This window comes from uncultured Kriegella sp. (assembly GCF_963975415.1).
Taxonomy (GTDB): Bacteria; Bacteroidota; Bacteroidia; order Flavobacteriales; family Flavobacteriaceae; genus Kriegella.
The window spans coordinates 73,443-99,506 of sequence record NZ_CAXBGN010000006.1; the positions used below are offsets into that span (position 1 = coordinate 73,443).

The window sequence follows — 26,064 nt, forward strand, 5'->3', positions numbered from 1 at the left end:
TGATTAAAATGAGGAAAAAAATCCCGCGTATTGAGAATATTGGATAGGTTTTATTTAGTCATTCATAAATAATTACAGGGACAATGGTCTTATTTAGGGTGAATTCAGGCGCGTTATGTAAGTAAAGCCTACATATGGGAGTGCAGAACACGTTGAACTTCTTCTGCAAAAAAGGAGGGATGGTTGGCTACAACATCCCCAATAACAATAATTCCGGGGCTATTTAGGTCTATTTTTTTATTCATTGATGAGGTGGTACCCAGTGTGGCCGTATGACAGATTTCATTTTCCATTGTCCCATTTTGAATTAAGGCTACGGGGGTCAATTTGTTTCGGTGTCTTTTGACCATATTAACTATCTGGTCAAATTTACGTATGCCCATTAAAATTATGATAGTGGCCGATGATTGGGCGGCCAATTCCAGATCTTTTGAAAAAGAGCCGTCTCGTTTAGTTGCGGTAAGTACCCAAAAACTACTGCTGATCCCTCTTTGGGTAACGGGTATGCCTTGGCTACCGGGAACGGCAATGGCACTGGAAACACCTGGAACGACGGTTATAGGGATTCCGAAAGACTCAACATGTTCAATTTCCTCGGAAGCTCTTCCGAATACAAAAGGGTCTCCGCCTTTTAATCGCACTACATGCCCGTATCTGTAAGCGTTTTCAATAATTAGGGCATTGATGTCCTCTTGATTGAATTCGTGTCTTCCGCAACGTTTTCCTACGTATATCTGAGGTGCATCTCCTCCAATTTGATTTAGTAGTTCTTTACTAATTAGGGCGTCATATAGTATAACGTCTGCTTCCTGAAGTGCTTTGAATCCTCTTAAGGTTATAAGATCTCCACTTCCGGGCCCTGCCCCTACCAAGGTTACTTTTGCAATTTGTTTTGATTTCATTTTTTCAATGCTTAAGGTGGACTTTTGCTAAATCCTCAACAAAACTACGTATTTATTTTGATAAAAACACAAGATGTATACGTAAAAATACTTAGTTTTGTATGGTAATTATAAAACACACTACGTATGAAAACTGTTGTTGTTGTTGGAAATGGAATGGTAGGTTATAAGTTTTGCGAAAAATTTGTGGCCCAAGCGGACAAAGAATTGTTTCAGCTGATTGTTTTTGGGGAAGAGCCTCGGGTAGCCTATGACCGGGTACACTTGAGCGAATTTTTTGAGAACAATGATGCCGAACGATTGGCTATGGCTCCTCGGGAGTGGTATGAAGAAAACAATATTTCCTTGTTCACGAATGAGCGGGTCACCGACATCCACAGAAATTCAAAGACGATAACTACACTTAGTGAAAAAACATTCAGTTATGATTATCTCGTATTGGCGACCGGATCTTCGGCGTTTGTACCGCAAATTAATGGGGTTGATAAAGACGGAGTGTTTGTTTATAGAACTATCGAAGACCTTGAGCACACTTTGGCCTACGCCGATAAAATCAAGAAAAGAGTTCAGAAGCCTAAAGCTGCAATCTTAGGTGGAGGATTATTAGGGCTTGAAGCGGCAAAAGCCGTAATGGATATGGGCATGGAGCCACATGTTGTGGAGTTCGCGCCTAAATTGATGCCAAGACAGCTAGATACACGAAGCAGTAAAGTCTTGCAAGTGAAATTGGAGTCTATGGGTATTAATATTCATCTCAGTAAGGCGACAAATCAAATCTTGGGCAATGGTCACATCATAGGAATGGAGTTTAACGAAGATGATATCCTTAATGTTGATATGCTCATTATTTCGGCAGGTATTCGACCAAGGGATGAACTCGGGAAAAGCTGTGGATTAAAAATGGGAACCCGAGGAGGCATCGTGGTCAATAATAAGATGCAGACTTCCGATCCAGATATCTATGCTATTGGTGAAATTGCATTGTATAATAAAATGATATATGGTTTGGTGGCACCGGGATATGAAATGGCCGGCGTGGCGGTTGACCAGATTCTAGGAGATGAGGCCACCTTAATGGCCGAGGAGATAGATATGTCTACTAAACTGAAATTGATCGGGGTTGACGTTGCCAGTTTTGGAACACCTTTTATGCCTGCAGAAAAAGGACATTCCATCATATTTGAAAACAAAACCGAAAGTTTATATAAAAGGATAAATGTTACCCACGATGGTAAGAAATTGTTGGGAGGGATATTGGTTGGTGATGCATCTGATTACAACATGTTACTGCAGATGTATCTAAATGAGATGCCCTTGCCAAAAAACCCTGAAAATCTTATTCTAGGAAGTAGGGGAGGTGAAGCAGTTTCTTTTGGCAGTGCTATGGATTTGCCCGATACTGCTGTTATTTGTTCTTGTGAAGCGGTTACGAAGGGCCAGTTGTGCTGTTCGGTAAAAGATGATGGTAACGAGTCGGTTAAGGCCATTGCCAAAGCGACTAAGGCCACAACAGGTTGTGGCGGCTGTAAGCCTATGGTCGAAGACTTGGTAAAAGAAACCTTAAAGTCGTTGGGGAAAGTAGTTAAAGAATCGATTTGTGAACATTTTGCCTATTCAAGACAAGAACTTTATGATATCGTCAAGCTTAGAAATATTGTAGATTATGATGATCTTCTCGATGAAGTGGGTACAGGGCACGGTTGTGAGATCTGTAAACCTGCGGTCGCCGCAATCTTTGCAAGTATTTATAATGAAACCGCAAACCGGCAAGAAACAATACAGGATACCAACGACAGGTATTTGGCCAATATTCAAAGAAACGGCACCTATTCGGTAGTGCCACGGGTCGCTGCGGGAGAGATTACACCGAAACAGCTTTTGGCTATGGGGAGAATAGCCCAAAAATATGATCTATATACCAAGATTACAGGGGGTCAGCGTATTGATATGTTTGGCGCCAAATTACATGAGCTCCCCTTGATTTGGGAAGAATTGATCAACGAAGGTTTTGAGACTGGTCAAGCCTATGGAAAGTCGCTTCGAACAGTCAAAAGTTGTGTTGGTTCTACTTGGTGTCGTTATGGTATGGACGAAAGTGTCACTTTCGCTATTGATATTGAAAATAGGTATAAGGGAATCCGTTCTCCGCATAAAATAAAGGGTGGTGTTTCTGGCTGTATTCGAGAATGTGCCGAAGCAAGAAGTAAAGATTTCGGTTTTATTGCCGTTGAAGGGGGGTGGAACGTTTATATCTGTGGTAATGGAGGGGCCAACCCCAAACATGCTCAGTTGTTGGTCGAAAAAGTTGATAAGGCCACAGCTACAAAATACGTAGACCGATTTTTGATGTATTACATACAAACAGCGCCACCGCTGACCAGAACGGCCGCATGGCTAGAAAAATTAGATGGAGGAATCGATTATGTGAGAGATGTGGTCGTCAATGATTGTCTCGGTATTGCCGAGCAATTGGATGCCGATATGCAGCATTTGGTCGATACCTATGTATGTGAATGGAAAGAGGCGGTCGAAAACCCTGAGATACGATCGCGATATACCCATTTCGTAAATACGGAAGAGGAAGATGAGAGTATCGAATTTGTGTCACTTCGAGACCAGAAAATGCCCAAGGCATGGGCTTAGTCGAACAAAGACAGGTATAAGTAACTTGCTATATCAACTTTAAAAAGTAAAAAACTATGGAATTAGGTTTAAATATACAACAAGCAATAAAACCGGAAGATATCAAGGTATGGTTCAAGGCCGCAGAGATTTTTAAATTCCCAAAAAATGGAGGGGCCTGCATAAAATATAAGGATAAACAAATCGCTGTTTTTAACTTTACAAGGGAAGGTACCTGGTACGCCTGTCAAAATCTTTGTCCACATAAAATGGAAATGGTGTTGTCACGTGGTATGATCGGGGAAGATCATGGTGAACCCAAAATAGCGTGTCCCTTACATAAGAACACATGGTCTCTTAAAACTGGGGAGCACCTTAACGGTAATTTGAGCACGCTTAAAACTTATCCAGTAAAATTAGACAATGGTTTTGTGTATATCGGGTTTTCTGAATAGCTTTGGAAGAAACCCAGAGATATTATGGCATCATCGGAAAAATTACAAAAAGCCTTTACGCTTTTTGATGAAGCAAATAAGCAAGATCCCAATGTGGAGGAGTGGCAGGGCAATGAATACGCCAAAGAGCTATTGTATGCCATGCGGATGACCGATAAGCTAAACGAATTTGCACCTGATGCTTCCGAGGCATTGCAGCTTACCGCTCGCTGTCAACATATTTGTCGGTGGGAAATTCCTCGTGAATCATATGAGATGAACCGTACCGGGTATTTGAAATGGCGACAGGATCTTAAAAAATTTCATGCTAAGAAGGCTAGCGAAATTCTTCAAAAGGTAGGTTATGAACAAGATATCATTGCACAAGTCTCATTTTTACTAGAGAAAAAACAGCTAAAGAAAAATGAGGAGACCCAGACTTTGGAAGATGTTATCTGCCTGGTGTTTCTTGAATATTACTTCGATAGTTTCGCACAAAAATATACAGAGGTCAAATTGATAGATATTCTTCAGAAAACATGGCGTAAAATGTCTGAAGAAGGGCATTCGGCAGCCCATCGATTGCCCTTGTCTCAGTCTACTCAGGCCTTGGTTGCCAAGGCCCTTCAAGGCTAATCGATTATCTTTACAGTCACAATCTGGTACAATGAGCAAAAACAAGTATACCCTGCCATTAGATGCGGCTACTTTTAAAAGGGTCAGAAAATGGTATTTGCTTGCGCTGGCAGCCATCGCCTTAACCATAATCTTCGCACAGATACTCATTCAAAGGCATTTGAATCTGCAATTAGACGATTCGCGTGTTATCAATGTTGCAGGAATGCAGCGGGCCTATAGCCAGAAATTAGTCAAAGAAGTTTTATTGCTTAAGGCTGGTGGTAATTCAGAGGAACAACAACATATTATATCGGAAATACATGAAGATTTATTGGCTTGGAAAAAGGCACATCGTGCCCTGCAGTTTGGCGATGAGGTAGCGGGCCTTCCAAAAGAGGGGAATGATGAAATTTTGGATCTCTTTCATAAAATAGGCCCACATCAACTGGCCATAGCAGATAATATAACTTGGCTGTTACAACACTCGAAAGATAGTAGTTCAGGAGTCGAAAAGATCCGTGAGACAAAGGTGGCTTCGATTCTTGGGAACGAAAGAATTTTCTTGAATATGATGGACGGTATCGTTAATGAATATGACGAGCGAAGTAAAAATCAACTCCAGAACCTTAAGAAGAAAGAGTATTTTTTGCTAGCTTTTTCCCTAACGATCTTGTTGTTGGAAATCGGTTTTATCTTCAGGCCCCTTTCCATTCAAATTAGAAAAACTATCAAGAATTTGATGGATAGCCAAAAAAACTCGGATGAAAACTCTCAAAAAATAGAAAAGTTATATCAAGAGAAGGAGAAGTCACTTCAAAAATTACAAGAACTCAATTTTGTAATCGACAATGCAGCATTGTTTGCTAGTGCCAAAAATGACGGTCAAGTCGTATTCATCAGTAGGAAATTTTTGGAACTTTTGGGTTGCGATGAACAAGACTTAACGCGACCTTTATCTGAAATATTGACCAGTGATGAGGGCCAACAGCAATACTTGAAAGAGATTTTTAAAAGCAATCGAAAGAACATTCGAGCCGAAGAAATAAAGATCAAGACGGAAGAAGGTCATGAACTATGGTTAGATATGTCTATTATACCGATGCACCAAACAAGCTTGGAGCAAAGTATTTTAATCTTGTGTTCCGATATAACCGAGCGTAAGCACAATCAATTAAAAATTGAACAGCTTACCAAACAGAACTATGATGAAATCATGCGTCAAAAACAATTGCAAGCCAGTCAAATTGTCGAAGGGCAAGAAGAAGAGCGTAAGCGTATTGCCAAAGATATTCATGATGGTATCGGCCAAATGTTGACGGCTTTGAAGTTTAATATCGAATCGATAAATCTTAAGAATAAGGATAAAACTGCAGAGAAAATCGCATACTTAAAAGAGCTTGCCTCTGATTTGATAAAGGGAGTGCGAACAGCGACCTTTAATCTCACCCCGCCAGAGCTTAGTGATCATGGAATAGTTCCTGCGCTGCATAAAATGACGATGGAGCTTTCGAAATTGACGGGAAAGAATATTTTGTTCGAGAATAAAACACGTCGAAATTTACGGTTTGATTCGTTGGCCGAGACCAATATTTATAGGGTGGTGCAAGAAGCCATAAACAATGCCATAAAATATGCCGATGCCAATTATATTCTTTTGACCTTAAATCACAGTGATGGTATTTTAAGTGTGGTTATAGACGATGATGGAAAAGGGTTTGATCCAGAAGCCTTGGAAAAGCGCCCTAAGAATAGTAGTGAGGGAGGGATGGGCCTCTTCTTTATGAAAGAAAGAATTGGTTATATTAATGGACGCTTGTTTATAAATTCAATACTTGGGAGTGGAACTCGCGTCACTATTAATTATAGAACTGAAAACGAAAATGAGAAAGTGGGCCAAGGAATTTTGCCCCAATAAAACTTTTGATGATGAAGATTAGAATAAAAGGAAACGCTGTTAGATATAGGTTGACTAAGACAGACGTAAAGATTTTTTGCGAAACGGGTCATTTTGAGGAGAAAACGCAGTTCAGGAATAAGACCTTTATTTATGAATTAAAGGCAAAAGCCGGGTTGGATCATCTTGATGCCAACTTTAACGGAGATACAATAACGTTATATCTTCCTGAAAAAGAAAGGGAAAGATGGGGCAGCAGTGACCAAGTCGGGTTTCAGTATACGATACCTTCGGATTCGGGCGCAGAACTTTCGTTGCTTTTGGAAAAAGATTTTACCTGCTTGGATGAAACTATTGAAGATCAGTCCGATAATTATCCTAACCCTTTAGCGAACAAATAACCCTGGCCCTGCTTGGTGAAACTTTGTCGAAGTACAATCGGTTCATACACTTTTTACCGTCATATTTTTTTGATTTTTACGATTACCGACTTGCTGATGGGGGTATGGCTCTTGTCAGCAAAGTGGTTGTAGGGTATCAGTACGTTGGTTTCAGGATAATAGGCCGCCAAATTCCCAACGGGAATGGTGTAGGGAACAATCTTGAATTTTTTTGCAGTCCTTTGCTTGTTGTCGTAAAGACTGGTCATGTCTACGACCTCCAATTCTTTCAAGCCTAATTTTTTTATATCCTCAGGATTCATGAAAACTACCCTTCTTTCATTATAAACGCCTCGGTAGCGATCATCTAAACCATAAATCGTGGTATTGAACTGATCATGAGATCGAATTGTCATTAAAACAAACTCATCGTCTTTCACATGAAGCTCTGGAAGATGGTTTATCGTTAACTGGGCTTTACCATCTGGTAGCATGCTGAAGTCAAGATTTCTTACATTGTTGGGCAAATAATATCCAGAATTCTTAAGACGTTCCTCGGTGCTATCAAAACCTTTGGCGACCTTATCGATCTTATCACGTATCAGTGAATAATCATCACCCATGCCGATCCAATCTACTGGGTGCTCTCCTTTAAAATAGGCATTTGCCAAATTAGCAATGATTTCGGGTTCGCTCATTATGGTATGCGATGCAGGTTTAAGTAATCCTCTTGATTTTTTAACCTTTCCCATACTGTTCTCGACGGTAATATAACGCAATTTACCTTCTTTCTCATCTTTTTCCGAGCGACCAAAAGTGGGCAAAATCAGTGCGGTTTCACCAGTTACAAGATGGCTTCTGTTTAATTTTGTGCTCACCTGAACCGTTAGACTGCAACGCCTTAGTGCTTCTGCCGTATATTCGGTATCTGACGCCGCCATTAAAAAATTTCCACCAAGGGCCATAAATATTTTAGCCTTTCTGTCATACATGGCCTGCATGGCTTTTACCACATCAAAACCTGTTTTTTCAGGAGCCTTGAACCCTAAATGTTCCGCAATTCGCTGATTCAATCCCTTGTCGACAAAGTGCATGATGCCCACACTCCGATCACCTTGTACATTGCTATGTCCTCGAACAGGGCAGGTGCCCGCGCCAGGCTTCCCGAGTGCCCCTTTGAGTAAAATTAGGTTAATATATTCCCTGATATTGGCTACACCATTTTTATGTTGAGTCAATCCCATCGCCCAGCAAACGATTATTTTTGATTTTTTGGATAACAGGCTAACAGTTTGGTTGATTAATGCCTCATCTACGCCACATTTGGTCAATAAATCGGTTTCTTCATAAGCTGCCAAATCGGTCATTAATTTGCTATAACCTTGTGTGTATTTTTCAATGAAAGCATGATCGAAGACCTGCCCCGAATTTTGATCTAAAAGCGCTAGTTTCTTGGTAATAAGTTTTATCAGCGGAATGTCTTGATTGATTCTAACCGGTAAATGTATGTCGGCAATCTCTTCCCCGGCGCCAAGCATGCCCTTAATGGTCTGCGGATTTTTGAAGCGTACAAGTCCTGATTCTTCTAAAGGGTTTATGCTAATCACACGCCCCCCATTCTCTTTGCATTTTTCAAGTGCCGAAAGCATTCTTGGGTGATTTGTACCCGGGTTTTGTCCAGCCACAATAATAACTTCCGCTTCATAAAGATCTTCTAGTTTTACAGATCCTTTACCTATTCCCAAAGTTTCTGAGAGGGCTACCCCACTTGACTCATGGCACATGTTCGAGCAGTCGGGCATGTTGTTGGTTCCGAAGGCGCGTGCGAACATGCCATATAAAAAAGCCGCTTCATTACTAGACCGCCCAGAGGTGTAGAATATGGCTTCATCGGGGTTCGAAAGTTTGTGAAGTTCACCGGCCATAAGTTCAAAAGCTTCGGTCCAAGAAATAGACTCATAATGTATATTTCCTGGGCGAAGTACCAAAGGCTCGGTAATTCTGCCGAACTTGTTGAGTTCATAGTCGGTTAAACGGGCGAGGTCTTCTACGGAATTGTTTTTAAAAAAGGTGGCTCCAATATGTGAATTGGTGGCCTCATCGGCCAAGGCTTTTGCACCGTTTTCGCAATACTCTCCCAATTTTGATGGGCGTTCAGGATCACCCCAAGCACAGCTGGGGCAGTCGAACCCATCATTTTGATTCATGCGGGAAAGAGCCCGAAACGATTTGACGACGCCCATTTCCATAAAACCATGTTGAAGCGTTTTTGCGACCGCCAATTTGCCGGCGGCGTAGTTCATTGGTTTACCTAACTTAATATCACTGAATTTTTCTGGTAAACCTGCAGGAACATCGCGTTTTGGGTAATTCATAATTTTTATTTCACACTTTTTATTATACTGAATTAAGGTAGCCAAATTAGAAGTGATACCCAAAGGTCAAAAGTTCTACCCACGACTTTCAAAATATCGTGATGAACTTATCTTTGGCTTGAACCACGCTCTATAAGTTTTGGGTTTAGGATCACCGTTTCGTTGGCTATTAGGGTGTTGCCACTGGCAATGTTTTCGAGCAAAAGGCTACAGGCTGCCTTTCCGATTTCTTCTCCTGATTGATCGATGGTCGTTAATGAAGGTTCGGTAAGAGCCGAGAAAGGCTCGTTGCTAAAGCCGACAATAGCGATGTCTTTTGGAACTCTTTTGTCGATGGTTTTGAAATAATCAAAGGCACCAACAGCTGCGGTGTCGTTGGCACAGAACAAGCCATCAAGATCACTGTGCGCTTCTAATATCTTTTTTGCCATCTCTAAACCATCTTTTTTCATCAATTTGGAGGTGAGTACATAACTTTCATCATAGGGGATGTGATAGTTTTTTAGGGCCATCTTATAGCCTTCAAGTCGATTTCTGTAAATCTGAAGACTTTTAGGACCTGAGAAATGGCCTATTTTTTTACATCCTTTTTGAATTAGGTGTTCGGTCGCACGATAGGCTCCCAGTTGATCATCTATTAAGACTTTGCCCATATCCGGAAATCCTTCCAAATGTCTGTCGAAGAACACTACGGGAATTCTGTTATTTAGGCAGTTGGCCAAGTGCATTCCTTTTTTGGTACCCATGGAAACTGAAATGAGAATACCATCGACCCTATTGGCGATTAGATTTTCAATGATCAGCTCTTCTTTTTCAAGCTCTTCCAATGACTGGCAGATAATAACGTTAAACCCCAATTTATAGGCGGTCTCTTCGATACCTGCAATGGTCGATGAAAAAAAATGTCTTGAAATCCGTGGTACGACTACACCTATGGTATTGCTTCTTTTTCGGCGTAGATTGGAAGCTAACATATTACGTTGGTAGCCCATTTCTTTAGCTTTGTCCAAAACTTTACGTTTTGTCTTTGAAGTAACCCGGTCACTATCGTTCAGGGCTCTTGAGACCGTTGAGCTATTAATATTTAGGGCCTTGGCAATTTCATGAATGGTCACATTTTTCATAACTGATTTTTTGCAATTGGGGGGAAATCAACGGAAGTTTTTAACGGTTGATTCCATTGCCTAATTTTTGTAAATTTAAAGATTTTGAGGATAATTAATACAATCGATTGTATTAATTGTGTACATTTGAAAATTCATCATTTTTGAATTGATGAGGGCTCATACGGGTTTGAGTCGACGAATTACGATTATATCTTATTATTAATTTCATTAACATACACAAGCAATGACAACTATTTACGAAACAAGATACGCTTCCAGTCCTGAAGCCGTAAAACAATACGATACGGCTCAGTTACGGGGTGAATTTTTAATCGACAATCTTATGCAAGAAGGAAAGGTAGTTCTTACCTATTCCCATTATGATCGGTATATCGCTGGATCAGTGGTGCCTAAGCAACCCTTAACCCTAGAAAGTATTGATCCACTAAAATCGGAGTATTTTTTAGAACGTCGCGAATTGGGTATAATCAATGTGGGAGATAACGGTTCTGTTATGGTCGATGGCACTTCATATACCTTAGGCCACAAAGATGCGCTATACATCGGAATGGGTGCAAAAGAAGTAGTTTTTACAAGTGATTCGGAAGCCAAACCTGCCAAGTTTTATTTGAATTCTGCCCCGGCCCATACCACTTATCCTACCAAAAAAGTTAGTTTGGAAGATGCCAATAAACTTGAATTGGGTTCTCTGGAAACTGCCAACCACCGTACCGTAAACCAAATGATTATTGGTGGTGTTGTTACCACCTGTCAATTGCAAATGGGAATGACAACTCTGAAAACGGGTAGTGTCTGGAATACCATGCCGGCACATGTACATGACCGTCGTATGGAGGTTTATTTCTATATGGATGTGCCTGAAGAACAAGCGGTATGCCATTTTATGGGGCAGCCAAATGAAACTAGACATATCTGGATGCATAACCACCAAGCTGTGATTTCACCGCCATGGTCGATACACTGTGGATCCGGAACTTCAAATTACACGTTTATCTGGGGAATGGCGGGAGAAAATCTCGATTATACAGATATGGATGTTGCTAAAATAACCGAATTAAGATAGATTATGGATAATTCATTATTTGATTTGACAGACAAAATCGCTTTAGTGACAGGTAGCACGCACGGTCTCGGTATGGCGATGGCAAAAGGATTGGGTAACGCTGGTGCGACCCTGATTGTTAACGGCAATTCGTCACAACAAAAAATAGACGATGCCGTAAAATATTATGAGTCAGAGGGTATTAAGGCTTTTGGCTATAAATTCAATGTTGCCGATGAGGCTGAGGTAATCGAAGCCGTACAAAAGATTCAAAGCGAAGTGGGTGCCATCGATATTTTAATCAATAATGCCGGCATTATCAAGAGAACGCCTCTTGAGGAAATGGAAGTGGCCGACTTTAAGCAGGTCATTGATATTGATTTGGTCAGTCCTTTTATAGTTTCAAAGCATGTGGTAAAAAGTATGATTGCCAGAAAAAAAGGCAAGATTATCAATATCTGTTCGATGATGAGCGAATTGGGCCGTAATACGGTAGGAGCTTATGCTGCGGCAAAGGGCGGTTTGAAAATGTTGACCCAGAATATGGCAACCGAATGGGCCAAACACAATATTCAAGTGAACGGAATAGGCCCGGGTTATTTTGCTACTTCCCAAACAGCACCGATACGGGTCGACGGACATCCGTTTAACGATTTTATTGTCAATCGAACTCCGGCTGCAAAGTGGGGTGATCCAGATGATTTAGGTGGTGCTGCGGTATTTCTTGCTTCTAAGGCGAGTAATTTTGTCAATGGTCATATATTATATGTAGATGGGGGTATTTTGGCAACCATCGGTAAACCTTCAAATGAAAATTAATTATGCGTGTGAACCCGGTTTTTCTTTCTTTAATTGTTCTTTCGTTATGTTTTGGATGTGCCGAGAAATCGGAAAAAAGCAAACAAATTCTTGTTAAGAACACTTTGAATATTGACCGTTCTGCTGAGACGGTGTCATTAGACTTGAACAGTTTAGATTTAATGGGCGAGACGGTAAATCTCGATGCTTTAGGCATTGTAGACGCCGAAACTCAAAAATCGCTGGTTGTGCAAGTTGTTGATTCCGATAGCGATGGAACTTTAGATGCACTGCTTTTTCAACCGGAGGTAAAAGCGCTATCCGAAAAAACCTTTAAAGTTGTACAGCGCGATTCGATGTCCTTAGAGATTGAAGATCGTTGTTATTCTAGATTTGTGCCGGAAAGAACGGATGACTATGCTTGGGAAAACGACCGCGTAGCATTTAGAACTTATGGCCCAACGGCCCAGAAAATGGTAGAAGATGGGGTTAAGGGGGGTACTCTGTCAAGTGGTATCGATGCTTGGCTCAAAAGAGTTGATTATCCTATTATCAATAAATGGTACAAAAAAGAATTGGAAACTGATGGTTCTTACCACAAAGATACGGGTGAGGGACTTGATAACTTTCATGTAGGACCTAGCCGAGGGGTAGGAGGTACGGCCGTTAAGGTTGATACCACCTATTACACTTCTAGAAACTATGTTTCTTGGAAGACCCTTTACAATGGACCTATTCGTACAAGTTTTATACTGAACTACGCTACATGGGATGCTGCAGGAAATCAAATTTCGGAAGAAAAGCATATTTCATTGGATTATGGAAGCAACCTTTCAAGGTTCGAAATAAAAGTCAATGGTATCGATACGCTTTCTGCGGGCTTGACCCTGCACGAGAACGATGGGGAAGTCGCTATTAATGAAGAAAAAAGTTGGCTGAGTTATTGGGAACCGCATGAAGATTCAGAATTGGGGACAGGAATTGTAGTTCCAAAAGGAACTATGATTGGTCACGAACATTATGTGACCGATAAAGCAGATGAGAGCAACCTTTTCGCCCATTTAAAAGTTGCTGATCAAAAGGTGGTATACTACGCAGGTTTCTCATGGAAAAAAAGCGGACAGTTCGAAACCAAAAAAGCTTGGGAAGATTATTTAGGCGATTTCGCAGAGAAAATTAATAGTCCGTTAGAGGTTGTTGTAAAATAGTGGGGTATAGCTTTCTAAGCGAAAGTATTTTGAGGTTGCGTTATCCGAATGGTTCAATTTAAAAGTTAATCAATTGCTTAAACTTTAATTACATTCAAAAAATGCTGTCATGTTATTTTTGAATGACCTTTAGAAAAGAAGACGTTTTTTAGATGAAGCATTTGAATTGGTTTAGTCAAAACCGGTGGAGACATCGGTTTTTTCTTTTTTCTCGTTTGAAGCTTGGTCGAACAACGGCCTTAAGAATTCACTATACCATTTACCTGATGATTTCACAATCCTTTTTTGATTCTTAAAATCGACATACACCAATCCGAATCTAGGGCGGTAACCTTCTGCCCATTCAAAATTATCGGTGAAGGTCCATGCAAAATAGCCTGAAATTTTAAACCCTTCGTTCTTGGCCCTATGCACTTCTTTTAAATAATGTTGAAGATAAGCTAAGCGTTGTGGGTCGTGTACTTTACCTTCGACGATTGAATCTTGAAAAGCGCTACCATTTTCCGTTATGATAATTTTTTTAACATTTTTGTAGGTGTTGAACTTTGCGATCATGGCATAAATGCTAGGGGGATATACTTCCCAATCCATCAAAGTAGTTTGTACGTTTCGGTTGGTGGCCTTTACGATTTTCGCCCGTAGATAAGGAGTAGTATAGCTATGCCTTACGACTTCTCGAGTGTAGTTTTGAATTCCTATAAAATCAAAATCGAAAACAAGGTCTTTTGCATCTTCCGGCCTTTGAAATTTTTCTATGCGTTGTAAAATTTTGATGTCTTTTGGATAACCTAAACCCAAAGATGGTTCGATAAAAAGGCGGTTGAGTAAAGCATCTGCTTTTCGTGCCGCATGTATATCCTTCTTCGTCTTTGTACGAGGTGTTATTTGAGAACAAGAGAAAGTGGTGCCAATGATTGCGTCGGTCACTTCCACACGCAATATTCTGCCTCCGGCACTTTGACATAGGGCGGCATGATGTACTGCAGGGAGAAAATTTTTTAACCCTTTGCGGCCCGGGGCATGAACACCCAAAAAATGGCCAGCTCCGGTGAACACCATGGGTTCGTTCAGCACCATCCAATGCTTTACGCGATCGCCGAAATGTCTTGCACAAAGACGGACATAGCCCTCGAACCAGCCGATTATATCCCTATTGGTCCAACCTCCTTTATCCTCCAAATTCTGTGGCAGGTCCCAATGATAGATGGTGATCCATGGGGTAATGCCGCATTTAAGGCAATAGTCGATGACCCTATTATAAAAATCAATACCGGCTTGACTCGATGCACCATCCCCTTGAGGCATTAGTCGAGACCATGATAATGAAAATCTAAAGTTGGGAATGTTCATTGCCTTCATCAATTCAATATCAGATTCATAGCGATGGTAAAAGTCACATGCTATCTCTCCATGCTGCTCTCGAAAGATGCTTCCTTTTTGGGAAACGAAACGATCCCATATCGATTCTCCTTTGTCATGAATGGTGTGCCCCCCTTCAATTTGATAGGCGGCAGTCGATACTCCCCAAATAAAATCATTTTCGAAGTCGTTGGTATGCAATTCAAAATGTGGGGGAATTGTTTCGTTGGTCATAAACTCTGTTAGTAGGTTTGGCCAATGACCACTTCTTGAAGCAAGCGATCAATTATACTTTCAGTAATATTAGGATAGTATACATCGATTTTTTTGTTGCTTTCGACCCAATTTTTTACCTTGTCTAGGTGCTTGGTTTTTAGTGATTTTATTACGGGCACTCCCATTTCGTTCAAGGCAGCGGCATTACATTGTTGTTCATATTGACTTTTCATTGGTATGACCATAAGTTTTTTTCCCATGTGCAGCGCCTCAGCGGGTGTCTCAAAGCCTGCGCCACACAGTACTCCTTTGCTTGCTGCCATGCTCTTGATAAAAGATTCATTGTTGATTCTGCGAATGGCTATATTGCGCCAGAAAAAATCATTTTCGGTGTGTTTCGAAAAAACTTCCCATTCAACATTTTTTATTTTGGAAAGAAAGTTCAGAATTTTTTCATCACTATACGAGGGTAAATAGACGGTATAATGACTGCCGATTGTACGCGTAATGTTTCGAATGTCTTGACGTATGATGGGAGTGAAAATATTTTCATCATAATTTTTAAAGTGCAAACCATATTGTTTTGTCGTGGGGGCATATTTGCGGAGAATAAATTTCCCCAAGCGATCATTTTTTTTTGGTTCCGGTGCTTTGGGCGATAACACGGCGGCCTGATGACTAAGACTGATACATTCTTTGTTTTTCTGTTTACAGGCCCAAGCCGAAACAGGTTCAAAATCGTTTATAACCAAATCATAATCGGAAACAGGAATACTTTTGATTTCCTTTTGAAGTCTGAGAGAATTTGTTTTTGCATACGTTCGCCACATGTCGACACCACCCTTCTTACCAAAAATAAAACTCCAACCATTTAGTTGATATTTGACGGGATAGGGAATTTTGATATCCGCCTGCGTTCCACTTACGAGAATATCGAGGTCTACCTTATTTTTATGTAATACAGGAATCACATCACGTGCTCTACTCAGGTGACCATTACCAGTTCCTTGTATGGCGTAAAGTACTTTCATTTATACGGCTTTTTTTTCACTTGTAGGCTTGGAAATTGTATTGAATTCTTTGATTAGGCGTTCAAAAAGTTCGTTTTTTTCAAGTATTTCGACAGAATCCTTAGTTTCCTGATCTTGGGCTTTAGCTATAATATCTTGTTCATATTGATATAGCGACCATCGCCCTTTATGATATTCCAAAGCAGTTAAGTTTTCAACCCAATCTCCTGAATTAAGATATACTACGGCTCCCTTTTCGGTTACGATACTTTTTATCTCTGGTTGGTGTATATGTCCACATACCACATAATCGAACTCTTTTTCAATGGCAATGTCTGCCGCTATCCGCTCAAAATCACTAATGAATTTAATAGCCGATTTCACTCCGTTCTTAATTCGTTTTGACATCGAAACAGGACCTTTACCCATTTTTTTACTGATAAAGTTGACCGCTCGATTCAAAAGAATTAGAAAATCATAGCCCATGGCACCAAGCTTGGCAATCCACTTTGAATGCTGCATGGTTACATCGAAAACATCACCATGAAACATCCAGGCCTTTTTACCGTCCAGGGGCAATACAATTTTATTTGAAATGCTCAATGACCCCATCTGAAAGCCGACGAATTTTCGTAACAGTTCGTCATGGTTACCAGTTATGTAATGCACTTCGGTTCCTTTGGCCACCCAATCCATCAATAACTTGATTATTTTCATGTGTGATTTTGGCCAGTATCGTTTGCTAAACTGCCAAATATCTATAATGTCGCCATTCAGCACGACCTGTTTTGGTTTTATCGACTTTAAATAATTCAATAATTCTTTCGCATGGCAACCATAAGTGCCTAAATGCACATCGGAAATAACGACAAGGTCAACGGGTCTTTTTTTCATTTGTATGGCTGGGTATTGGTTCTCTTAAGTTTTAAGGGCAAATAAGTCGTGCCCATATAGGCTATAGGCAAGTTGAATGATAAGGACGAAAAGGAAACCGAAACAATTTTCATGTACTGAATATCAGCATATTCAAAGGTTATAAATAAAATGCATTGTTTCGGTAAAGCCGATTTTAAGGTATGGTTAAGCAATGTTTATTAAAAAACTTTTTATAGGTAATGGATAACCATAGGTTAATATGAAACTTTATATAAGGGCAATTACTCTTCCCCTTTTTTCTGATGTTTCTTAGTGCAAGTTGACTATGGATTAAGGTGCAGGTATTTTTCTGGAGGCGATACTTTTTAAAGTATTTAACGGAATCGAAAACGACATTAAAACGGCTTTTAGAACCGAGGGTTTGGTTCTGAAATGTTTCACAGTGCAAATAACCCCAAACAAATAACAATTGCCGCTATTGACCACGTTAAAATGTAGTTTCACATCAAATCAAAAAGGATGTTAAGAATATTGGAAAAGCCTGCAATATATTGAACTTCTAGGTCGTTATAAGTTCTTTCCTACAAATGGTAAAAGTAGTGCTAGTTCACTACGATTTTAAAACAAGGACCAAATATCATGATAACATCAACCAAAAACCTAGTGCTATTATTCTTGTTGTTTAGTTTCCATAGTTGGTATGGTACGGCGCAAATCACCACTAACCTGCAGAATTCGAATTTCGATACCTGTGGTGCAGACTTGCCACAATCTGAACTCAATCTTGGAAATCTAACATTGACCGAGTCTTTGGCAACAGATTTTTCAATAGGCACTTTTACATTTTATATTCAAGCACCGACAAACTTTGAGATTAATGCCACGGCAATTTCTGAAACAGGTACCGATATTACGGCTGCAACTGTAACACAAGATGCTGGTAATCCCTCGCGACTCGAAATAACCCTAACTGCAAACGCCCAAGGCTCATTAGATGTAGTTACCATAGAAAATGTTCGGATACTTCTTGTTCCAGGTGAAACTACGACCGATGGAAGTTTGAAATATGTTCTAGATGGAAACGCCAATAATAGCAATGCATTGACCGATAATCAGGTGCTCGCCAATATATCTTTTAATCCACTTGTAGGAGGCACCGGTGTCGATCAACAAGTATGTGCGATTTCCGATGTTCAAAATATCAGTGTAGTTGGTTCCAATATTACGCAAAGTAGAACCTTTGAATGGGAAGAAAATCTGAGTGGTACATGGACATCGATTGCAAATTCCAATTCAGAGATATTGGTAGTAGATAGAGCTACTTTCCCTAATGGGGTAAGTAGCTATAGACGGTTAACAACATTTAACCTACATGGGGAATCATGTACCCAAATTAGTTCGCCGGCCACCGTTACCGTAAATGAAATATACCCAGGAAGTATTACCGAAGGTACCGGGCAAAATGTCTGTGCCACCGAAACGCCCCAGCAATTAAGTGCCTCTGGAGATGTGGCTGTTGCACCAACGGGAACAACTTCTTATCAATGGTACAAAAACGACGCAGGAACATGGGACCTCATTGCCGGAGCGACCGATAATTTTTATCAACCTACGCCTTTGACAGAGTCGACATCTTTTAAAAGAAGATTTACCAATGTTATCAATGGTTTCAGTTGTTTTGAGGAAACTCCTGCGGTCACCATTATTGTTAATTCAACGGTATTAGGGGGGACGGCTACAAATCAGAATATTTGCGAGTTGGGCGAATTACAATTATTAAGCGTAAATAGCGGAGAGAACAATGGTACCTATCAATGGCAAAAAAATAATCTTGGCACTTGGGAAAATATTAGCGGAGCCACTCAAAATACCTATAATGCCAGTGGCAATCTTAGTCCCGGAATTGAAGAATTCAGAAGGGTAACGACTGTTTCAGGAGCCAGTTGCGAGGGAATCAGTACTGTAGCCACTATAACATTCACTAATTTTGCCGTTGGAAGTATTTCAGGAACGGAAACAATTTGTGCAAATGAAGTGCCCAATGCCTTAACATCTGATGTCAACGCTACGGGAACAGGTACAATTTCATATCAATGGGAAGAATTTGATGGGGTTTCATGGGCCACAATTTCAGGTGCTACTAACGCAGATTACCAACCCGCTGCCTTACCGCAATCAACTACATTTCGAAGACAAGACAACATACTTTTAAACGGCTATACCTGTTCAGAATATACCAATGAAATTGAAATCACGGTTCTCGATCAAATTAGTGGAGGTGATGCTAGCGCCAATCAAACGATTTGTGAAGGGGAAGTTCCTGCCTCAATTACCATTACGAACGGAACAGCCGCAGGGCCGAACATCAGCTATCAATGGCAGTCAAAAACGACAGGTAACTTCACCAATATTAGTGGGGAGACCGATGCCGCCTTTAACTTTGCCAGTGCCCCCGGTGTTACTACCGTATACAGACGGCAAACTGTAGTATCTGACAACGCCAAGGTCTGTTTTGAAAACTCTACGGAAAGTACTGTTTTTGTAAACACACTTACTACCGGTGTCATTGGGAACGACCAAGACATTTGTTCGGGAGGAACACCGGGCACTATTATAAACTTAGGAAATACAATTGCTGCTGGCAACTTGACCTATGCATGGGAAGCTTCTACCGATAATGGTGGTAGCTGGACTCCCATAGCAGCGGCCACGGGCGCCACATATACGCCTGGCACGCTCCCATCTTCTACAGTATTTAGAAGATTGGACACAAGTACCTTAAATGGGAAAGTTTGTTCCGATTATACGAATGAAGTTACAATAACCGTTGCTGGAGCAATTGCTGGCGGAGAAGGGTCTGCCGATCAGGTGGTGTGTGAAGAAGAAATTCCTGCCACTATTAGTGTTGTCAATGGAACGCCTGCCGGTGTCGGCATAAATTTCCAATGGGTATCATCAACAGATGATGCGAATTATACTGAAATAGCAGGCGAAACCGGAGAAACCTTAAGTTTTTCAACAGGCCTGACTACCTCGACCTATTTCAAAAGAAACGTAAGCTTTACAAACAATGGCACTACTTGCGAAGCTACGAGTCTTCCTACATTGGTAACCTTGCTTACGTTGACAGAGGGTACAATTTCACAGACCCAAACCGTTTGTGGTTCCAATAATGTGGCTGCTTTAACGAGTTCGCTCGATGCAACTTCTAACGGAACAATCAGCTATAGCTGGGAGAGCTCCCCCGATGGTAGCACCTGGTCTGATATAGCCGGAGCTGATCAAGCTACTTATGCTCCTAGCAATTCGAGTGATCTAGAAACCTATTATAGGAGAAAGGCCACAACCACGTTGCTAAGCGCCACTTGTGAAGCTACTACAGAACCTGTTATTGTTTATGTGAACAAATTTGATGATGCCGTCAATCATAGAATAACTTTCGTTTCAGGAGCAACGGGAAGTACTGTCGTATGTAATGATGGTAATCCTCAGCCTTTCGATACCAATTTCCAGTTAATTGCATCAGGAACAGTAACCTACCAATGGCAGGTTTCCTATGACAATATTACATTTTCCGATATCCCCGGAGCTAATGCGGTATCTTATGACCCGCCTCAAGTGACCCAAGATAGCTACTACCAAAGAATTACCACATCTACCTTAAATGGGGTTTCCTGTAGTGTAACAAGTAATGTTCTTGAGCTTATCAACGGTGGTAATGCTACCCCCGGAAGTATTGGTACTACGAATGCAAACGGTACAAACGGTACGAATGAAGAGGTAATTTGTGAAGGTGACGACCCAAGCTTAATAGAAGAATTAACTGCTGCGACCGGCCAGACCTTGACCTATGAATGGTATGCCAACAACGTTTTGATAGCCGGAGCAAACGCAACAAGTTATGATCCCCCGGCCGGACTAACACAAACAACGACATACCATAGAACGACCTACAGTACCGATATATCGGGTGTGACGTGTATCGTCGAAAGTAACCCTGTTGTTGTTTTGGTACCAAATGCAGATACCCTAGGTAGTAATATAACCATCTGCTCCAATACGATTCCACCGACACTTGGTGATACGAATACGATCCAAGGAGTTCCTTATCTCGATTTTAAGTGGTATGATTCGAATGATGGGGTGTCCTTTTCGGAAATTATCGGTGCAACGGGACCCACCTATTCTCCCGGTGTAGCTTTTACTTCCAATAAATTTTATCGTAGGGGATATATCGCAACGGTAGATGCGAGTGTTTGTGGTCCTGAAAAATTAAGCAATACCATTGAAATTATTATTAATGATGTCAGTGGAGGTTCGATTACGGGCGATCAGCAGATATGTTTTGGAGACGACCCCGCAACTTTGGGCAACAATGTCAATGGAACCGCATCAGGCGTTTTAAGGTACCAATGGTATTCCTCGGAAGATAATGCGAACTGGAGTACTATTGATGGCGCTGTGAATAGTTCTTATGATCCCGAGGCCGGAAGTTTTCCGACAACTTATTTTAAAAGAACCACCTTTTCCAACCTGAACAACCTGGCTTGTTCTGAAGATAGTAATACCGTTGTGGTTGAGGTGACCGCCGAATTGGTCCCCGGAACTTTGAGTAGTAACCAGACCATTTGCGAAGGTGTGGTACCCGCGGCGTTGACCGTATCAGGCGGCAGTACCTTTGTAGATCAGAGCTATGCTTGGTATGCTTCGCCTGATGGGCTTATTTGGACCGACCTCAATATTTCTACGGCATCTTATACGCCACCGATTCCTACGGAAACAACTTTCTACAAAAGAACAATCAGTAGAACATCTTTTGGCAGCCTGACCTGTGTGGTAGAATCAAATGTGGTTCAAGTGGCACTTAATGCGGTATATGCTGGTAAAATAACCGATAACCAGTCGGTCTGTGAAGGTAGCCAGCCCCTTGCCATTATAGAATTGGAATCCGCAACTGGCGCAGGAGTATTGACCTATCAATGGTGGTCTTCCCCAGACAATCAAACCTATACCATGGTTCCGGGTGCGACACAACCGAACTACACACCACCAACGACCCTCACTACTTCAACGTATTTCAAAAGAGTAGTGACTAGTACCCTTTCAGGAGTTCCTTGTACAGACGAAACATCGCCTAAATTGGTGACGGTCATACCTTATCCTATAATTGATAACGATGCTATAATTGATAATGATATTACAAATGTCAGTTGCTTTGGAGGAAACGATGGTAGTATCGTAATACCAAACGGAAGGATCACGGGTGGAAATACTGCTCAAACACAAATCAATACGGTTTCTCTTTTTGGGGTTCCGGAACTCAACAATACCTATAGTTTAATCATCAACAGTATTGTTTACGAGCATCAAGTTACTTTGAATGGCGTAAATCAACCGCAGAACAATGATGAGGTCGCTGTTGCCCTTGCGCAAGAAATAAACTCGGCGACCGGTGCTGACCTTAGTGAAGTAATTGCAACGACCAATGCGAACGAAATTATTTTGACCGCAAAAGTTACGGGAATTCCATTTACGGCCTACGTAAGTACAGGGAGTGCTACCAATGCTAGCGCATCCAATGTCATAACCCAACCGAACGGGGTTGCCAATACCTATGAGTGGACAAAAGTCGGTGATACCGGTTTTAGTGCTTCTACATTGAGTATTTCCGATTTGACGGCAGGCGTTTATTTGTTGACCGTTTATAATGAATTCTGCGGTATAACATCGTCTCCGTTCTTGGTTTCGCAGCCTGAAGAACTTGTTCTTACGATAGGGGATACTTGTAACACGGCTATTACAGCCTCGAGTACAGGTGGCATAGCTCCGTTTACCTATACACTTACGAGACCGAATGGCACTACTTTGGTACAAACTTCAAACAATCCGAATGTTACCTATACCGATTTAACAGGTGGCGCTACCTATACCGTAAGTGTAAAAGGGGCTACCTGTAGTCTGGAAGAATCGGAATCTGTAACCTTGCCTTTAGGCTTACAATTCGATGAAGCTTCCGTAGTGGTCGAAAATGCGACCTGCTTTGGTCAAAATGATGGTACGATTAGTTTGAATATTGGGTCGACGACCGTAACAGGTGGTTTCCCTCCATATAGCTTTAGCTGGACAGGACCGAACAATGCGACCTATTCATCGGAGAATATAACGAATCTTGTTCCAGGCGTGTATGTACTTTTGGTTACCGATCAAATTGGTTGTAGCACCACTTATACGGCAAATGTGGCTTCTAAAGCATTGCTTGAGATCAGTAATGTGCAGACGACCAACGAACAGTTACAATGTGCTGGTGATACCAATGCTGAAATCAGTATTCAAATCAGTTCGGATCCTAGTAGCCAATTGCAAATCACATGGTTTAAAAACGGTACAAGCTATACAACGAATAATACCAATCTTACAAATTTGGGGGCAGGTTCTTATGAAGTTGTGATCAAAGATACCAATAGCGACCCCATTGCACCTTGTACGGTTCGTCAAACGTTTGTAGTAAGTGCTCCCGAAGTATTTGTTGCCCAAGAAGTACAAGCGGAAACTCCCGGTTGTATCGATGTCAACACGGGAAGAACGTTCACTTTTTCCGTTCAGGGAGGTACACCACCGTATCAATATACCGTAGATAATGAAATTCCTGTTCTCTTTACGAGCGCTGAAACTACAATAAGTGCACTGTCGAATGATAGTCATGTCATCGACGTAACCGATACAAACCAGTGTGTGGTGCAAACGTTTGTCATGGAACGTTATGATGCGCTTGCCTACACAGGCGTACAATCGCATACCATCGCAGCCTGTGAGACTAATTTTGCATTTGTTCTCGATACAAATCTTGTTGTGGGCGGAACTCCCTTTGTAGACGCCAATAATGAGGCCTACTATATTTATGACTGGACGGGCCCTAACAATTTTGTGGCTCAAGATATTACTGCTTTCGATGCAGTAGCCGGTACTTATTCGTTGACCATTACCGACAGTAAAAACTGTGCTTCGGAATTAATCGAATTCACTTTCGACACAACCTACGAACCTATTGTGGTAGATAAAACAATCGACCTCGTAAGTTGTGGTTCTACAAATGATGGTGCAATTGCTATAGTTGTAAGTGGTGGACTTCGACCTTACACTATTGTTTGGGAAAAAGAGGAAGCAGGTACGACAAGTAACCCCACACCGGTATTCACACCTATGGGACAGAATATTACACAGCTCGACAATTTGGAAGAAGGTCGTTATCGACTTACGGTCACTAGTACGATAAACGGTTGTACAGAGGCCGACCCTGCGTATTATTACAGAGAGATCATCACCTTGAACAAAACGGAATCGTTGAGTTTGGTCGATGGCCCGTATTTAGATGATGCGTTGTGCTTAGGGAACCCTGGCAGTATTTCAGTGTCCGTTTTTAATAGCCAAGGCGGTGATTTAAGCTTTTACTATGACAATGCGTTGATGCCTTCGGTAAAAACGGGTACGGACACCTATTCGATACAAATTGCGAATCCGTTGGCCGATGCCTCGCTCAATGTTGTCAATGATGAAGGATGCGGATTTACCATGCCGATAAGTTCGGGTGTAACCGACCCTGAATTTGACTATAGCTCTGACGAGTTCGAGGTCACTGGCCTGCTGATGGCCAAAGAAGATATTCGGTTTAATATCACAAATGAACTTGGTGCAGGCCATGCATCGTGGGATTTTGGCGATGGAAGCCCCGTTGTAAATGTTGATCCAAATGCCGATGGTACGATGGTTGTCCATAATTATGCGTATCCCGGCCTGTTTCCTGTGACGCTTACCTTGTTCAACGAACAAGGTTGTAGTAAAACGGTAACGCAAGAAGTACAGATAGGCAATGGTTACGATGTGATGTTCCCTAACGTTTTCTCCGCTAATGCCGATGGTATCAATGATTATTTCCAAGGTGAACTTACAGGAATAGCTTCCTTTACCTTTCAAGTCTTCGATATGTGGGGAGCTTTGGTCTACGAGGTAGCCTACGATTTCGACGATATGCCCGTTAATTGGGGTTGGGATGGTACCTACAGTTCAGGAAAACTGTATAAAAACAAATCGTTCCGATACCTGTTTGTCGGAACCACTAAAGAAAATAACCAAATAACCAAATCTGGCGAAGCCGCAATATTACGATAATGATAAAACCAAAACTGATAACCACCCTTTTGTTCGTTCTTATTTCGCTAGGGTCATATGCCCAAGAAAAGTTTGTGCATAACCTCAGTAAGAACCCGGCATCGTTAAACCCCAGTTTTCATGCCTTTAAAGACAAGACCAGAATTGGGGTGTTGGCCGAATTCGCAAGCCAGAATCAAGGAGAGCAATCGCAACATAAATACGCCTTTGGATCTACGGCTTTTGAAGAGTATAATTTTCAATTGGGGTTGGATCTGTTCAATAACAATTTGAACAATTCGGGTTTTAATTATACTTCGGCGGCCTTAAGTTATATGTATAAATTGGAATTGTCGAACGACTGGATTATCTACCCCGGTATTACTGCCGGATATAGCAATTATAAATACGATTTCAACAACCTGACGTTTCAAGACCAGATCAATATATTCACGGGGCAGATCAGCGCAAATACCATTGACCCCATAACGGCCTCGGAAAATATCGGATACCTTGATATGGGTGCTTCTGTCATGGCCCATAACGACATGAATATGGTTTTCGGGTTGGCATTTAAACATCTGAACCAACCTAAGATATCATCACGACAGAGTGAGAATAATGTAAATCTGAACATGTTGATTTCAGGGCAGTTCGGTTATGAAATGGACATCAATAAATACGGACAGACCAAATTGCCCGAATACTCGTATTTATACCTTTTTAATGCCGTATCGGTGCAAGGCCCGAATACCCGACTTGACTTTTATCAAGATGTGACTTTGGGTAATTTTAGTATAGGGGTCAACGAGCACTTGAATTTTATGGAAAGTGCCACGTTCTCTGAAATTGGCTTTGCCACAAGTATTATTTTGGAAACTTTTGAATTGGGGCTAAACTATAGATTGCCTTTTGGGGCCCAAGCCAAGCAATTAATCCCAAACTCGTTGGAACTCTTTTTGGTTTTTGATATTTCGAGTTTTAAAGAACGTAGACGCAAAAACTATAGTCGATTTTATTAGTCGCCGGTTCCCGTATCTAAATAAGAACAGCCTATT

The 26,064-nt window shown here is 41.3% G+C and carries 16 protein-coding genes; 10 read left to right on the forward strand and 6 right to left on the reverse strand.

Going from position 1 to position 26,064, the window contains the following annotated elements; translation table 11 throughout:
- Positions 1-128 precede the first annotated feature (128 nt).
- A complete protein-coding gene (gene cobA / locus AACZ88_RS14390) occupies positions 129-902 on the reverse strand; it encodes a uroporphyrinogen-III C-methyltransferase (protein WP_339711595.1) in 774 nt (257 codons plus the stop codon).
- Positions 903-1,028: 126 nt separating this feature from the next.
- Here cobA and nirB point away from each other — a divergent pair, with 126 nt between their 5' ends.
- The 5 genes from nirB to AACZ88_RS14415 are packed head-to-tail and all read left to right on the forward strand — an operon-like array spanning position 1,029 to position 6,871.
- Positions 1,029-3,545: a nitrite reductase large subunit NirB gene (gene nirB, locus AACZ88_RS14395; RefSeq protein WP_339711597.1), complete on the forward strand. Its 2,517-nt coding sequence runs from the start codon at positions 1,029-1,031 to the stop codon at positions 3,543-3,545.
- 56 nt (positions 3,546-3,601) lie between these two features.
- The gene (gene nirD / locus AACZ88_RS14400; RefSeq protein WP_339711599.1) at positions 3,602-3,979 is read left to right on the forward strand and encodes a nitrite reductase small subunit NirD; all 378 of its coding nucleotides are present in this window, start codon (positions 3,602-3,604) and stop codon (positions 3,977-3,979) included.
- Positions 3,980-4,003: 24 nt separating this feature from the next.
- Entirely contained in the window at positions 4,004-4,594 is a 591-nt protein-coding gene (locus AACZ88_RS14405) for a DUF4202 domain-containing protein (protein ID WP_339711601.1), read from the forward strand.
- Between the two features lie 31 nt (positions 4,595-4,625).
- A complete protein-coding gene (locus AACZ88_RS14410; RefSeq protein ID WP_339711603.1) occupies positions 4,626-6,491 on the forward strand; it encodes an ATP-binding protein in 1,866 nt (621 codons plus the stop codon).
- Positions 6,492-6,499: 8 nt separating this feature from the next.
- On the forward strand, positions 6,500-6,871 hold the full coding sequence (locus tag AACZ88_RS14415; protein WP_339711604.1) for a hypothetical protein: 372 nt from the start codon (positions 6,500-6,502) through the stop codon (positions 6,869-6,871).
- 59 nt (positions 6,872-6,930) lie between these two features.
- Here AACZ88_RS14415 and AACZ88_RS14420 read toward each other — a convergent pair whose 3' ends face one another.
- Positions 6,931-9,225 (reverse strand): FdhF/YdeP family oxidoreductase, encoded by a 2,295-nt coding sequence (locus AACZ88_RS14420; RefSeq protein ID WP_339711605.1) that lies wholly within the window; start codon positions 9,223-9,225, stop codon positions 6,931-6,933.
- Between the two features lie 107 nt (positions 9,226-9,332).
- On the reverse strand, positions 9,333-10,349 hold the full coding sequence (locus AACZ88_RS14425; protein WP_339711607.1) for a LacI family DNA-binding transcriptional regulator: 1,017 nt from the start codon (positions 10,347-10,349) through the stop codon (positions 9,333-9,335).
- A 226-nt stretch (positions 10,350-10,575) separates the two neighbouring features.
- Here AACZ88_RS14425 and kduI point away from each other — a divergent pair, with 226 nt between their 5' ends.
- The 3 genes from kduI to AACZ88_RS14440 are packed head-to-tail and all read left to right on the forward strand — an operon-like array spanning position 10,576 to position 13,400.
- On the forward strand, positions 10,576-11,415 hold the full coding sequence (gene kduI / locus AACZ88_RS14430; RefSeq protein ID WP_339711609.1) for a 5-dehydro-4-deoxy-D-glucuronate isomerase: 840 nt from the start codon (positions 10,576-10,578) through the stop codon (positions 11,413-11,415).
- Between the two features lie 3 nt (positions 11,416-11,418).
- Positions 11,419-12,213 (forward strand): gluconate 5-dehydrogenase, encoded by a 795-nt coding sequence (locus AACZ88_RS14435; protein WP_339711611.1) that lies wholly within the window; start codon positions 11,419-11,421, stop codon positions 12,211-12,213.
- A gap of 2 nt (positions 12,214-12,215) precedes the next feature.
- Positions 12,216-13,400 (forward strand): DUF4861 domain-containing protein, encoded by a 1,185-nt coding sequence (locus tag AACZ88_RS14440; RefSeq protein ID WP_339711613.1) that lies wholly within the window; start codon positions 12,216-12,218, stop codon positions 13,398-13,400.
- A 171-nt stretch (positions 13,401-13,571) separates the two neighbouring features.
- Here the strand turns inward: AACZ88_RS14440 and AACZ88_RS14445 are convergent, their stop codons facing one another.
- Genes AACZ88_RS14445 through AACZ88_RS14455 form a run of 3 tightly spaced genes read right to left on the reverse strand, consistent with a single transcriptional unit; the run spans position 13,572 to position 16,879 of the window.
- Positions 13,572-14,993, reverse strand: a complete 1,422-nt coding sequence (locus AACZ88_RS14445; protein WP_339711615.1) for a GH1 family beta-glucosidase — start codon at positions 14,991-14,993, stop codon at positions 13,572-13,574.
- A gap of 8 nt (positions 14,994-15,001) precedes the next feature.
- On the reverse strand, positions 15,002-16,006 hold the full coding sequence (locus AACZ88_RS14450; protein WP_339711616.1) for a glycosyltransferase family protein: 1,005 nt from the start codon (positions 16,004-16,006) through the stop codon (positions 15,002-15,004).
- Entirely contained in the window at positions 16,007-16,879 is an 873-nt protein-coding gene (locus AACZ88_RS14455; RefSeq protein WP_339711617.1) for a UDP-2,3-diacylglucosamine diphosphatase, read from the reverse strand.
- 621 nt (positions 16,880-17,500) lie between these two features.
- Here AACZ88_RS14455 and AACZ88_RS14460 point away from each other — a divergent pair.
- Both AACZ88_RS14460 and AACZ88_RS14465 read left to right on the forward strand, forming a co-directional pair.
- Positions 17,501-25,027, forward strand: a complete 7,527-nt coding sequence (locus AACZ88_RS14460; protein WP_339711619.1) for a PKD domain-containing protein — start codon at positions 17,501-17,503, stop codon at positions 25,025-25,027.
- The gene (locus AACZ88_RS14465; RefSeq protein WP_339711620.1) at positions 25,027-26,028 is read left to right on the forward strand and encodes a PorP/SprF family type IX secretion system membrane protein; all 1,002 of its coding nucleotides are present in this window, start codon (positions 25,027-25,029) and stop codon (positions 26,026-26,028) included. Before AACZ88_RS14460 ends, AACZ88_RS14465 begins: the two co-directional genes overlap by 1 nt.
- Positions 26,029-26,064 lie beyond the last annotated feature (36 nt).